Origin of the sequence: Paenibacillus sp. ClWae2A (genome assembly GCF_032452295.1) — a bacterium.
GTDB lineage: Bacteria > Bacillota > Bacilli > Paenibacillales > Paenibacillaceae > Paenibacillus.
In genome coordinates this window covers 877,072-890,659 of record NZ_JAULSQ010000002.1, presented here as the reverse complement: position 1 = coordinate 890,659, position 13,588 = coordinate 877,072, and the positions used below count along the sequence as shown (strand labels likewise).

Genomic DNA, 13,588 nt, shown 5'->3' with positions numbered 1-13,588 from the left:
AGAATGTCAGTGAAAATGACATACCCTTCGCACCTCCTGCACAAGCTCATTTTCTTCTATTATAACCATTATAGGTAGAAAAGGAATGCTTCACCCTATTATTTGTAAAATAAAAAGTGTGTGGGCACCGGTCTGAGGCTGCCGTCTGAAGGGTTATTCACAACCCGATTATTCAGAATAAGCGAGGAAGATCCACCGCCATCCAGATTATAGGCGTCGATGACCCCAAGCTTGTACAACCGTCCTTGCAACTCTTCAAGGGTAGCACCGGAACTTCCGCCCTCATTATATCCATCAACCACAATGATCAATAACTGATCATCCTTATAATTGCCAATGACTGTACGTGGTGCTCGTTTGGGTGATACTTTCCACTTGTCGGGAATTGTTGTTTTACGCCCATTCTGCAGCAGTACAGGAACAAACGTAGCCCCAAATTGCGGTTGCAGGCGATCCAGTGAGTTTTTGTCGAAGAACTTGCCTCCGACCAGTTTGCCGGCATCGTTAAGTCCTACAAAAAACAGATCTTTGAAACTGGCCTGAAAACCGTTCACGTATTTCCCGTCCATGACGGTTGTGCTAAGTGGATAACGTTTGCCACCACTGTCAGCAAATCCACCTGCGTTGATCCCGGCAATTGCGCCGTTACGCTTCACAGCCTGCATGGTCGTCTCAGAACGCCCAGGTTCACTGTCTAGAGCCATCTGCATGGCCGTAGGGTCTTTTAGCTTGATCTTCATGGCATAGCCCTTATAGCTGCCAGGATTCACTCTGTACATTTCAATCGTTAGTCGGTCACTGTCTACCCGTTCAAATGGAACGCCAAGCTTGGATGTGATCCGTTTGTTGTAGATCGTTTCCGGACGATCCGCCTGGGCGGAAGCCTTCTGCACAAGTGTAGACATCGTACTTGTTGTTTTATTATAGAGCTGTGTCGTTCTTTTAATAGAAGAAGAAGTCTGGACAGCAGCGTCTTTTGCCCCGGCAAGTTCTTGGCTAATTGCTTGGGTCCGGGGTGTAATCGTGTCCTCTGACAGTTCGGTGGGAATCAAACCACCGGGTTCAAGCGGAGGACGAAGCAGCAGCAGGCATAATATCAATCCAACAAAAGGAGCGAGTGCAAGCATAAAAAAACGATTAACCTGTTTGACGGGTGTAATCATTTGAGCAGGTCCATCTTTTTCTGGAGTGTCTCCAGTTGTTTTTTGACTTCGCTCAGCTGGGTATACAGTTTGTTGCTGTTATCCGTTTTGTCACTTGCATTATCCTTGGTGAAAGTCAGCAATTCATTGAAGGATTGAACTTGTCCCTGCAGGTCTTCTACTTCCTTCGATATCGTTGTTAGCTGATTTTCGTAGTCGGTTTTTAGCGCTGCAATCTGCTGCTGATTATGGGCCTGAAGCTGGTTAATCATCTGTTGCTGGAGATGGTTACTATAATAGTAGGTTCCAACGACTCCTAGTGCAATGAGAACAATCCACATTACCAGAAACAGCTTGATTGAAGATCCGGCCTTGCCTTTGGCGCTCCGGGTGTGATGGATGTCAGAGGGCGGGGCAGATGGTTTCATATCATCACTCCTGGTCATTAATAGGTATAAAAAAATTTCCAGTCCTCATTCTATCATGCCCCTATTGATTACGCAAAAATGAAATTCTTTACTTAATAGAGTAAAAAGAGATTGCATCGGAAGGAAGTCCTAGGATACAATTTCTTATAGATGCAATAAGTAGGAACTTTGGGCAGGTTTTTCGACTTTTTTAGATAGAAATGCAGGAAATTTATACTATATTTTGACCTTTCCGGGGATGGGAAGATGGACGTCATGGTGTTTTTATAACAAAATACAGTGAAAATAGAGCTTTTTTATCGGCTGTATCCTGTGTTTTTCTGTTTTTCGACATAATCCGACCTATGCTTCTTCTATACTCGGACTGTCGCATAGACGATGGAACCATCATGACAGAAGTTAGAAGTTATTTGTCCAATACATAACAGGGGGAACAACAATGAAAAAAGTATGGCAGGTGGTCATCATAGATATCCACCCCACCAGCATGCTCGGTACAAAATTGATTTTGGAAGAGCAGCAAGATCTGACGGTACGTGGCATGACTTCGACCGGAACAGAAGGGCTCGATCTGGTGAATATTCACCAGCCTGATCTGATTCTCATGGATTATCGTCTTCCGGAGGGCCAGGCAGATCAATATATTGCCCAGATGAAGAATCTGTCAGCTCACAGTCACATCATCATTTTGACGGATGAAGACAATGTGAAGCTGTTTCGTCATCTGATGAGTCTTGGTGCAAGCGGCATGTTATCCAAACAGGCTTCCCCTAGCCAGCTGATTCATCTGATCTCTGGGTTACGTGAGGGCCATGTGTCCATTCCATTGTCATGGTTAAACAGTGCGGAGTGGGCACAACCTGTGGAGTCTCCGACAGAAGCACGTGTCATTGAATTAACAGAAACCGAAACTTTTATCATGGAAAGAATTGTTCAGGGTGTAACCTATGATAAAATAGCGAATGAGATCAACGTTAGCAGACGTTCCATTGATAATTACCTGCGTAAAATATACGTGAAGCTGGAAGTAAGCAGTAGAGCACAGGCCATTGAACGTTATGCCTTGCATGCAAGACAAGTGAAGATGGGATCCTGACGAAACAGGTTTGTTCTTCTTATAATCACAACGGGTCGGTATGTATCCGGTCATATTCGATGGCGAGCACGAATAGGTTGTAGGGCTGCGGACTGCGAGTACAGTTTCGGAATAGGGATGAAAGGGGAACGGATCGATGAAATATTTCTTTGCTTCCCGTACCAACAGGCTTTTGTCATCACCGCTGAGGGATATACGTGAGATGTCTGGCAGGGATTATTTCATTTCTCTGGCAGAAGAATTGCCTGCGGAGGAGTTGTTTCCTTTCAAATTGTTGGAAGAAGCAGCCGTGTCTGTCTTTAGTTCAGGCCCCTCCGCTTTGCAATATGGAGAGCCAGCAGGCTACACACCCCTAAGAGAGTGGTTGAACAAGGACTGGAATGCACGCAAAGGCATACGAACGGTACCCGAGCAGATTCTGTTGACCACTGGTACCCAGCAGGCCATCGATCTGGTGATGCGTCTATTGCTTGAGCCAGGAGATTCTGTACTGGTTGAACATCCCACATCTCCAGGCTGTCTTGAGGTTCTGGAGATGCAAGGAGCCAAGATTGTGCCCGTAATGGGTGATCGGGACGGCATATTGCCAGACCTTTTGGAGCAACACATGCAGCAGGTTAGACCGAAGCTGCTTTTTGCTGCACCCAGTTTCTCGAATCCGACCGGTGCTTTGTGGAGTATGGAAAGGCGGGAGGCTGTCCTTGAGCTGTGTTCGCGCTATGGTGTACTGCTTGTGGAAGATGATTCTTACGGAGAGCTCCATTTCGATGGCCTTGAGCCAACGGAATTCTATCGTCGATATCCTTCACTCTTTGCACTGGATACTGCAGATCAGGGTGGACATGTTCTTTACATTGGTTCATTCAGCAAAACGGTAGCGCCCGCTCTTCGAACCGGATGGGCCGCTGGACATCCGGCGCTGATTCAGGCTATGGCCTCAGTTAAACGGATTGCAGATGGTCAATCCAGTCCGATGAATCAGCGGTTATTGTATCAGTTGCTTGCCCATTCCCCTTTTCGTTGGAGTGATCATCTATCCATGTTGAATCGGGAGTATAAGACAAGACTCAAACTGATGCTTGAACTGTTGAAAAGACCGGGCTGGAAAGGGTGCCAGTACAATATCCCTGAGGGCGGAATGTATCTGTGGGTACAGTTGCCCGAAGGATTGGATAGTGGCGCTCTGCTTAAGGCGGCTTTGCCAAAAGGGGTATCTTTTCTTCCTGGATCGTTATGCTCCACAGGTGTACAGGATCAACGTTACATTCGGTTGAACTTTAGCCATCCGGGCCGGGATGAATTGCTGCTTGGCATGAACCTGATCAGTGAAGCTATTTCCGAATTTACGGCTCGTAGCTAAGTCAGATCAAAAATAGATTTTGTAGTAAAAATTAAAATTGGTTCATGACCAAAGTGATTACGTTATTGCATCCACTAACATTTTTATATATAATATGAATTAATGAGTTGTTGGTTTCTTTATATAAGCTACAATAGTGGCCGGTTCAGAAAAAGCACTCATATATTTTATCTAACGGGGGAAAATTCAACATGTCTAATATTTTATTTGTTAAAGCAAATGACCGTCCTGCAGATCAAGCAGTCAGCGTTAAATTGTACGATGCATTCTTGAGCGCATACAAAGAGTCCCACCCAGGTGACACAGTTACTGAGTTGGATCTCTACAATACAGAATTCCCATTCTATGGTAACACTGCAATCACAGGTACTTACAAAGCAGCTAACGGTTTTGAACTGACAGCTGACGAGCAAAAAGCAGCTTCACTTGCAGCTCAATTGCAAGATCAATTCTTGGCAGCTGACAAAGTGGTATTTGCATTCCCACTGTGGAACTTCACTGTTCCAGCTCCATTGGTAAACTACATTGCTTACCTGAGCCAAGCTGGTAAAACATTCAAATACACTGCTGAAGGTCCTGTAGGACTTGCTGGCGACAAAAAAGTAGCTTTGCTTAACGCACGTGGTGGCGTTTATTCCGAAGGCCCAATGGCAGCTGCTGAAATGTCCCTGAACTTCCTGAAAACAGTTCTCGGCTTGTGGGGCATTCAAAACCCTGAAGTGGTTATCGTTGAAGGACATAACGCTTCTGCAGATCGTGCTGAAGAAATCGTTACTGCAGGTCTGAAATTGGCTTCCGAAGTAGCAGTAAAATTCTAATAGCAATCTTCTATATAGAACACATCAAAACACCTGTAGTCTCCAGTGGAGATTACAGGTGTTTTTTTTGCATTCTCATTTTACATATCACTTTCTTCAAGTGATTCTGTATCAGATATGGCCTGTATTTTTCAAGTACTGCTCCGCTGTTTCAGCGATATGCGCAAGGTCGTCCTTATTTTCACCAGATACAGAATACGTGACATCAAGTTCATTTATGCTTCGTTCGATCATATCATTATCCTCAAGCATGTGTGCATGCTCGGTTAACGCCTGTACTCCCTTAATTGTCAGAATGTATTTCCCGCGGGAGAGGCGTTCAAACCAGCCATAATAATTCTTTTGCAGAATCGCCGCGGCAGAACCTACACCAGTCTGTCTGGCGAGGGTGGCGGGAGAGGCTTCTCCGTTCGTTCGCAGAGCAGATGCGACCCGTAAAGCCTTCTCACGATATGCCGTGACCAGCTGTGTGCGTGTGCTGCCTCCCGTATTGTAGTCTCCGCTGCGTTCGTCGAATTCTTTGAGCAAGCGTTTCCGTCGAACACCGCTTTTGCGAGCCACCTGATTGCGGCCAGTGAGGGGGAGTTGTACGGAGGGCTCGCACAATACATCAATCAGGGGAACTTTGGTTTTGTAAAATGTGACCGTTAGCAGCCCCAGACCGAGCTGTCTGCATAATGCAGTCAGTTCGCTCCAGCGTTGGTTCACGGCTCCGCGTTTGCTGCGATTGCGCTCAACGGCCAAATACACGAATGGGCTAAGCTTCAAGCGCTGCATGCCCTGCAACAACAGGGAGAGGTTAAATGTTTTTTTCATCTCCACAATCAGTGGTTCCTCTTGGTCCGATCTGACCCCGACGAGGTCACAATGTCTGACTTCCGCCTTCACGTCGAAGCCACGCTGCTCGAAGAAAGCCTTCACAGGCAAATATAATTCGGTTTCGTATTGCACTGCCATCGTTCGTGCTCCTTTCCTAAAATGGCCTGGGATCTGGCCATGCATTGTCCGGTTTCCTGAATTTAGAACCCTCATTATATCATATTCGTTCTTTTTTTTCTGAAGGCACAAGATGTCTGATAGAACAGGGAAAAGCCAAAATTCGAAACTGTGGATTGAAAAAAAGAGGTCAACTTATCCGAATTGCCGCATAGGTATGTAATACACTTTTCACAACAAAACAAGATGTTTGGACAGAGGGTGGCGGGACTAAACAGGACCGCAAGATTGGTATTCAAGCAGGAGCCGCAATTCTATTGATTTCTTCATACCATTCGGAATGGTTGACAATCACACTAAAGGAGCCATGGGAGGTACCAAGCATGAATATTTTTGAACGCGTTGCGGAACATCGGGCAGAGAGTGACCGTTTGACATGGAACGGAACATTTGAAGATTATATTGAACTGCTGAGAGAGGACCCGACTCCGGCAATGACGGCTCACGCCAGAGTGTATGAAATGATTGAATCGTTTGGCGTTGAAGAAGTAGGTGGGCATAAGCGGTACAAGTTTTTTGAGCAGGAGATTTTTGGATTGGATCGATCCATTGAAAAGTTGGTCGAAGAATACTTTCACTCAGCAGCACGCCGTCTGGATGTACGTAAGCGGATCTTGCTGCTTATGGGTCCCGTAAGTGGAGGTAAATCGACGCTGGTGACGTTGCTGAAGCGGGGTCTTGAACAGTTCTCGCGGACAGAGAAAGGTGCCATATACGCCATTGATGGATGCCCGATGCATGAGGAGCCGCTGCATCTGATTCCACTGGAGCTTCGTCCTGAAGTGGAAAAGGAAATTGGAGTCCGTATTGAGGGTAACCTTTGCCCATCTTGCCAAATGAGACTCCGTACCGAATATGGCGGTGATATCAGCAAGGTGCCGGTGGAACGGGTCATTGTTTCCGAAGATAATCGGGTCGGGATAGGAACGTTCAGTCCATCCGATCCAAAATCGCAGGATATTGCCGATCTGACCGGTAGTATCGACTTCTCCACCATTACCGAGTTTGGTTCCGAATCCGATCCACGTGCCTATCGTTTTGATGGGGAGTTGAACAAGGCGAACCGCGGATTGATGGAGTTCCAGGAGATGTTGAAATGTGATGAGAAATTCCTGTGGAATCTATTGTCGCTCACACAGGAGGGTAACTTCAAAGCAGGACGCTTCGCCTTAATCAGTGCGGATGAGATGATTGTGGCGCATACGAATGAATCGGAGTATAAGTCATTTATCTCCAACAAGAAGAATGAGGCACTGCAATCCCGGATGATTGTCATGCCGATTCCGTACAATTTGAAAGTATCCGAGGAAGAGAAAATCTATGCCAAGCTCATTCAGCAAAGTGACATGAAGCATGTTCATATTGCACCGCACGCATTGCGGACTGCAGCCATTTTTTCCATACTTACCCGCTTGAAGGAAACGAAGAAACAAGGCATGGACCTCGTTAAAAAAATGCGGATGTATGACGGTGAGGAAGTGGAAGGTTATAAAGAAGCCGATCTGCGCGAGATGCAAAATGAGTATTTGGATGAAGGGATGTCTGGCATTGACCCGCGATATGTCATTAACCGGATTTCCAGTGCTTTGATCAAGCAAAATCTTCAGTGCATTAACGCGTTGGACATTCTGCGGGCCATCAAGGACGGTCTAGACCAACATGCTTCCATTACGAAAGAAGAGCGTGAGCGTTATCTGAACTTCATTGCTCTTGCACGCAAGGAGTATGACGAACTGGCCAAGAAGGAAGTACAGAAAGCATTTGTGTACTCATTCGAAGAGTCGGCAAGAACGCTATTCGAGAATTACCTGGATAACATTGAAGCCTTCTGCAACTGGTCCAAAATTCGTGATCCGCTCACAGATGAAGAAATGGACCCGGATGAGCGTTTGATGCGTTCCATCGAGGAGCAGATCGGGATCTCCGAGAATGCAAAGAAAGCGTTCAGGGAAGAGATTCTAATCCGAATCTCGGCTTACTCCCGTAAGGAGCGCAAATTCGAGTACAGCAGCCATGATCGTCTGCGTGAAGCGATTGAGAAGAAGTTGTTTACCGATCTGAAAGACATCGTCAAGATTACAACCTCAACCAAAACACCGGATGCAACCCAATTGAAACGAATGAATGAAGTGATCAAACGGTTAATTGAAGAACATGGATATACCGCAGCCAGCGCCAATGAACTGCTCCGTTATGTGGGCAGTCTGCTTAATCGCTAATCGGCAACGAACCATTCCGGATCAGGCTCCTGATGCCTGCTGTGAGGCTCCTTCACAGCAGGGTCAGGGCCTTTTTAGTTATATGAGGGTTATATTAATCTAAAAAGCTGACAAATAAGGTTAATTTTTAAGAGAAATAGTTCTAATGGTATATGTATGTTTAGGTATTTTAGTCTATAATCAATACATATATTTACAATTTAAAGTAATTTAGTGTTTATTAAGGAGCTGACTGAATCAGATATGAGCAGTATTTCCGCAACAAGACAGAAGCAACTTGACTACATGGGATTAACCGCAGGAGATCTAACACTGCTTGCCGAACATCGGCCTGTTTTTAAAAAAGTCGTTAATGAAGTGGTGGACCATTTCTACAATCATGTAGGGAATTATCCTGATCTGGTAGATCTGATCGCAAGATTCTCTTCCATTGAACGTTTAAAAGAGACACAGAAGATGTACTGGTTATCGATGACGGATGGAATCGTGGACGACGCATACATTGAGCAACGTATTGCGATTGGGCTTGTGCATTCCCGTATTGGCCTGTCCGAAGATTATTATCTGGGTACCTATATGGTATACCTTGATATTGCAACGAGCATATTCCAGCAGGTTATCCCTGATTCCTGGCATCTTGTCATTCAGGCGCTCAGCAAAATGTTTAACCTGGATTCACAGCTTGTCCTTGAGGCATATGAGAAGAAAGAAAAAGAAAAATTATCTCAGCTTGCTGATGATCAACAACATACCTTGCAGGCGATCACGCAGATTACCCAAGAGCTTACAGGCATGATTAGTGAACTGAATGAAAATGCCTTAGCCATCTCGAATGTAGCCAAAGAAACAGCTGCTTCTCAGGATCAGGCTCAAGTTCTGCTCACAGAATTGACGGGAGAGATCCAGCAGATCGGTAAAATGGGTGAAATCATTCGCGAGATATCGGATCAGAGTCATCTTGTGGGTCTGAATGCAGCGATTGAAGCTGCTCATGCAGGAGAGTTCGGACGAGGCTTCGAAGTGGTCGCCAGTGAGGTGCGTAAGCTTGCAGCCAGTTCCCGGGATGCCCAGGGTAAAATTCAGTCTAATCTGGAGCAGATCATGAAAAAACTCAGCAGTGTGCAGCAGGAGTCGGATCATACGTCTCGCGGAGCACGCAGCCAAGCTTCACGCTCGGCAGAACTCGCTGTATTTGCAACAACAATGGAGAAACTGTCTCTGGATTTGAAGAATCTGGAACAACAGGAATAGACGTTAAAAGCAATAGGAACCTTCCATACCGTTTCAGGCTGTTTTAAGCTATAATGGGTAGACAAACCTGCCGATGTTATAGAAAATGCAGCCGGAGACAGGGGATTTGAAAGAGGTTGAGGTGATCAGATGGCTTCTATCCATGATGTGGCCAAGGAAGCGGGAGTATCTGTTGCAACCGTTTCCAAAGTGATAAACGATTATCCTGATGTAAGTGAAAAAACACGCAAAAAAGTCAATATAGCCATCGAATTATTGAAATATCAACCCAATGTGGTCGCACGTGGACTTGTCAAACGCCGTTCATGGACGGTAGGCGTATTGTTGACGGTTCCTTTTACAAACCCTTTTGTGTCAGAATTGCTGGAAGGGATCAAGACTGCGCTGGAGAACAGTGGTTATGATCTGGTTCGGTTATCTACTCGATTCGATGATCCGGCGTACTCGTTCATCAAACATTGCCGCAGTCGTAATGTGGATGGTGTGGTGGTATTTGGTGAAGGCAGAGAAAACGCGAGTATCCAGGAACTGGTGGATGCAGAGATTCCAACGATGTTTGTTGATACGGACATGTTAGGCAAACGTGCCGGTTACATTACTACGGATAACGCAAACGGGATCTCCATGAGTGTCAAACATCTGTATGAGCTTGGACACCGCAAGATTGCTTATATCTCAGGGACACTCGGACCTGCCGTAGCCAATCTGCGATTGGAAGGATATCGGGAAGGGCTGCGAGAATGCGGCATTCCGTATTCTACGATATATCTGGAAGTTTGCGATTACTCCTTCGACGGAGGAAGCAAGGCTGCCCGACGATTGCTGGCACTTCAGGATCAACCAACCGGGATTGTCTGTGCATCAGACATGTCTGCCTTTGGAGCAATTCATGAAATTGAAAAGCATGGACTGAGTGTGCCAGAAGATATCTCGGTTGTCGGATTCGACAACACATATTATGCTGAGGTGTTTAAACCCGGACTGACCACGGTGAATCAGAATATCTATTCTATTGGCATTAAGTCCATCGAATATCTGATTGCCATGATCGAGAATCCGTCTTATTCTCCTCCTGTCGTGACGGAACCTTCCAATCTGGTTATCCGTCAGACGACAGCACCATTAAAAATGTAAAGACGTTGACACGGAGCACAGCTAACAAGCTGTGCTTTTTGTCGTTTTATATTATTGTGAAGATTTTAGAATAAGTCCTATAGTTTAACGGGTAAACAAAGTTTGCTGGCAATCGTATAATGAAAATGCTTACAATTTCTGTTGAATAACGTCCATCCATTCCTGCACAACGATCTTGTAAAGGGCTGGAGTATGACAGAACAAAGGTTACTCTTCACAGACAACCAACCAAGGAGGAGATCGGATGCATTTGAGAAAATGGTGGAGCTTGTGCTTGTCGGCTGTATTGATCTTCAGTTTGTTCCCAAGTGTGGGAACAGGAGGGACACGTGCTTCGGCAGCGGACGTTAAGACTGGCGATGATGAAGTACTGTTCAAGGCTGATTTTGAAGATGGTGTGTTGGGACAATGGCGTCCACGTGCAAGTGAAAAGCTTGATATCGTAACGCAAGTAGGTCATGACAGTACACGCAGCCTGAGAACCTCTTCACGTACCGAAACGTTCCATGGACCCTTAGTTGAAGTGCTGGATCATGTACAGAAGGGTAGCACAGTTCATATTTCATTTTGGGCCATGTACGATGAAGGGCCGGACAGTCAGGTCCTTAACGGTGCACTCGAGAAAGAATACAATAAGGACGCTTCGAGTCTTGAATATGCTACCTTTGCCTCCGCTACCTTGAACAAAGGACAGTGGAAAAAAGTCGAGGCCGATGTGGTGATTCCCGAAGAAAATAGTGGCATCACCGGATTCCGCATGTATGTGGAGACACCATGGAAGACGTCAGAGGAAGTGACGCAGGCAGATACGATTTCATTTTACGTGGATGATGTTCTGATTACTGCTGCTCAGAAAATTGAAATTGAGAAGGATATTCCGAATCTGGTCGATATCGTGGGACAAAATTACGCAATGGGAGCTGCCATCAACCAGTCTGCACTAAACGCGGAAAACCAGCATTCCCAGTTGTTGACGAAACACTTTAATAGTATTACAGCGGACAATTTTATGAAAATGGATGCGATGCAGCCCAAGGAAGGAGAGTTTGTCTGGTCAGAGACAGATCGCCTGGTGAAGTTTGCGGAAGCAAATGACATGGAAATCAGAGGTCATACGCTGTTATGGCATAGTCAGGTGCCGAATTGGTTCTTTACAGATCCGAATGATGCATCGAAACCTGCCACGCGGCAACAGTTGCTTGCGCGGATGAAAACCCATATTCAGACCATCGTGACTCGGTACAAAGGAAAGGTTCATACATGGGATGTCGTCAATGAAGTCATCTCAGACGGAGGCGGCTTGCGGAATGGGGCCAGTAATTCCAAGTGGAGAGATATTATTGGGGATGTGGATGGAGACGGAGATGACAGTGATTACATTGAACTGGCTTTCCGATATGCACGTGAGGCTGACCCCGATGCTGTACTGGTGATTAATGACTATGGAATGGAGGGCAATGGAAACAAGGTGAATGATATGGTGAAGCTTGTAGAGAAGCTGCTTGCCAAAGGAACACCGATTGATGCGGTTGGATTCCAGATGCATGTATCCATGTACGGACCGGATGTAAAGCTCATTCGTGAGGCTTTTGAGAAAGTGATCGCTCTTGGTGTAAATGTACAGGTTACAGAGCTGGACGTTTCGATCTATTCGAGTAATTCTGAACTGGAGATGCCTGTCACAGATGAATTAATGCTGCAACAAGCTTACCGTTATCGTGAACTGTTCGACCTGTTTGACGAGCTGGGAAAACGCGGCGTAATGGACAGTGTTACAGTATGGGGACTTGCGGATGATGGTACATGGCTTGACAATCATCCAGTCAAAGGACGCAAAGATGCACCATTGTTATTTGATCGTAAATTAAAAGCAAAACCGGCATTTTGGGCACTGGTGGACCCTACCACCCTTCCGATCTATCGTAATGAATGGACAGCATTGAAGGCCAGCCCTTCTTTCCCGAATCACAAAGGACAGGAAGATATTCTTTGGGGTGCTGTGAAAGGACTCAAAATTAATCATCTGGCAGATGGTACATCTGCGGTTACGGGTGAGGCTCGTATGATGTGGGATGCCAAAAAGGTGAATTTACGAGTGGAAGTGAAGGATACCACACGTCGCAAAGGGGATCAGGTGCAGGTTTTCCTCGCGGAAGAAGTCAAGGGGACAGGCGTTGCAACTTCTGAGGCTGATCTGTCTGCCAAGAAGAAAAATCCGCCGTCTGCAAATGGCCAATATACATTTAAACGGGATGGCGGTAAAGGCAAAGATAAAAATACTTACAACGTACAGGAGACAAAAACCGGGTATGTTGTATACGCATCACTGCCTATGTCAGCTGCTTTACTTACCGAAGGCCAGGTCTTGTCTCTGGATTTTCGGATTACGGATGAATATGCTGCTGGAAAGACAGCGACCATTGTTTGGAATGATATTTCCAATCAACAGCCTGACAAACCAGCCAACCGGGGCAAACTGAAGCTCGGTTCTGTCTTGAAACAAACCAAGGTCACTTATGGCAAACCTGTCATTGATGCAAAAAAGGATAACGTCTGGAAAAAGGCTGCATCTGTTAAAACGGATGTCTGGGTGGTCGGAAACTCCGGTGCAACGGCGACTGCACAGCTGTTATGGGATGAGAAATACCTGTACGTATTGGCAGATGTGAAAGATCCTTTGCGAAGCAAATTAAGTTCTAATGCACATGAGCAGGATTCGATCGAGATTTTTATCGACCCGAGCAAAGATCAGACAACATTCTATCAGGAGGATGACGCCCAGTACCGGGTCAATTTTGATAATGAGGCTTCTTTTGGTGGAAATGCACGGAAAGAAAGTTTCAAATCAGCTACCCGATTAACAAGTGGAGGGTACACAGTTGAAGTGGCAATCCCACTGGACAGCGTTCGTGCTGAAGGGCAAAGATGGATTGGGTTTGACCTTCAAGTTAATGATGATGGCGCGGGAGATGGCAAGCGAAGCAGTGTGTCCATCTGGAGTGATTCATCAGGTAATTCTTATCAAGATACTTCCGGTTTTGGCAGTCTGTTACTGACTCGCAAATAGAATATTCCGTTGTGAATTAGAATATGAGAATGTTAGCTATTCAACCATCGTATTTCTGGAAATAAGTGTTGATTTTA

At 45.8% G+C, this 13,588-nt stretch carries 10 protein-coding genes; 7 read left to right on the top strand and 3 right to left on the bottom strand.

Translation table 11 applies throughout. From position 1 onward, the window contains the following. Positions 1–98: 98 nt before the first annotated feature. Together QVE09_RS10150 and QVE09_RS10145 are read right to left on the bottom strand one after the other, a co-directional pair. Entirely contained in the window at positions 99–1,163 is a 1,065-nt protein-coding gene (locus QVE09_RS10150; RefSeq protein WP_315936718.1) for a phosphodiester glycosidase family protein, read from the bottom strand. Next, entirely contained in the window at positions 1,160–1,570 is a 411-nt protein-coding gene (locus tag QVE09_RS10145) for a uroporphyrinogen-III C-methyltransferase (RefSeq protein ID WP_215076906.1), read from the bottom strand. The genes QVE09_RS10150 and QVE09_RS10145 overlap by 4 nt, the downstream gene beginning before the upstream one ends. 439 nt (positions 1,571–2,009) lie before the next feature. Between QVE09_RS10145 and QVE09_RS10140 the strand changes: the two genes are divergently transcribed. From QVE09_RS10140 to QVE09_RS10130, 3 genes are all read left to right on the top strand, one after another. Next, on the top strand, positions 2,010–2,666 hold the full coding sequence (locus tag QVE09_RS10140; protein WP_315936717.1) for a response regulator: 657 nt from the start codon (positions 2,010–2,012) through the stop codon (positions 2,664–2,666). Positions 2,667–2,802: 136 nt separating this feature from the next. Next, positions 2,803–4,026 (top strand): aminotransferase-like domain-containing protein, encoded by a 1,224-nt coding sequence (locus QVE09_RS10135; RefSeq protein ID WP_315936716.1) that lies wholly within the window; start codon positions 2,803–2,805, stop codon positions 4,024–4,026. A 191-nt stretch (positions 4,027–4,217) separates the two neighbouring features. Next, positions 4,218–4,844, top strand: coding sequence for an FMN-dependent NADH-azoreductase (locus QVE09_RS10130; RefSeq protein ID WP_036610012.1), 627 nt, complete (start codon positions 4,218–4,220; stop codon positions 4,842–4,844). 111 nt (positions 4,845–4,955) lie between these two features. Here QVE09_RS10130 and QVE09_RS10125 read toward each other — a convergent pair whose 3' ends face one another. Then, entirely contained in the window at positions 4,956–5,801 is an 846-nt protein-coding gene (locus QVE09_RS10125; protein WP_315936715.1) for a DUF2161 domain-containing phosphodiesterase, read from the bottom strand. A 362-nt stretch (positions 5,802–6,163) separates the two neighbouring features. On the opposite strand from QVE09_RS10125, the gene QVE09_RS10120 reads away from it, so the two are divergent. The 4 genes from QVE09_RS10120 (at position 6,164) to QVE09_RS10105 (ending at position 13,511) form a co-directional block, all read left to right on the top strand. Further along, a complete protein-coding gene (locus QVE09_RS10120) occupies positions 6,164–8,059 on the top strand; it encodes a PrkA family serine protein kinase (RefSeq protein WP_315936714.1) in 1,896 nt (631 codons plus the stop codon). Between the two features lie 243 nt (positions 8,060–8,302). After that, entirely contained in the window at positions 8,303–9,310 is a 1,008-nt protein-coding gene (locus QVE09_RS10115) for a globin-coupled sensor protein (RefSeq protein WP_315936713.1), read from the top strand. A gap of 129 nt (positions 9,311–9,439) precedes the next feature. Continuing rightward, the gene (locus QVE09_RS10110) at positions 9,440–10,444 is read left to right on the top strand and encodes a LacI family DNA-binding transcriptional regulator (protein WP_315936712.1); all 1,005 of its coding nucleotides are present in this window, start codon (positions 9,440–9,442) and stop codon (positions 10,442–10,444) included. Between the two features lie 244 nt (positions 10,445–10,688). Then, entirely contained in the window at positions 10,689–13,511 is a 2,823-nt protein-coding gene (locus QVE09_RS10105) for an endo-1,4-beta-xylanase (RefSeq protein ID WP_315936711.1), read from the top strand. The last annotated feature ends 77 nt before the right edge of the window (positions 13,512–13,588 follow it).

Coding starts and splice junctions, on each gene's coding strand:
- QVE09_RS10120 (WP_315936714.1), top strand. CDS start 6,164: ATGAATATTTTTGAACGCGTTGCGGAACATCGGGCAGAGAGTGACCGT.
- QVE09_RS10145 (WP_215076906.1), bottom strand. CDS start 1,570: ATGAAACCATCTGCCCCGCCCTCTGACATCCATCACACCCGGAGCGCC.
- QVE09_RS10105 (WP_315936711.1), top strand. CDS start 10,689: ATGCATTTGAGAAAATGGTGGAGCTTGTGCTTGTCGGCTGTATTGATC.
- QVE09_RS10130 (WP_036610012.1), top strand. CDS start 4,218: ATGTCTAATATTTTATTTGTTAAAGCAAATGACCGTCCTGCAGATCAA.
- QVE09_RS10150 (WP_315936718.1), bottom strand. CDS start 1,163: ATGATTACACCCGTCAAACAGGTTAATCGTTTTTTTATGCTTGCACTC.
- QVE09_RS10135 (WP_315936716.1), top strand. CDS start 2,803: ATGAAATATTTCTTTGCTTCCCGTACCAACAGGCTTTTGTCATCACCG.
- QVE09_RS10125 (WP_315936715.1), bottom strand. CDS start 5,801: ATGGCAGTGCAATACGAAACCGAATTATATTTGCCTGTGAAGGCTTTC.
- QVE09_RS10115 (WP_315936713.1), top strand. CDS start 8,303: ATGAGCAGTATTTCCGCAACAAGACAGAAGCAACTTGACTACATGGGA.
- QVE09_RS10140 (WP_315936717.1), top strand. CDS start 2,010: ATGAAAAAAGTATGGCAGGTGGTCATCATAGATATCCACCCCACCAGC.
- QVE09_RS10110 (WP_315936712.1), top strand. CDS start 9,440: ATGGCTTCTATCCATGATGTGGCCAAGGAAGCGGGAGTATCTGTTGCA.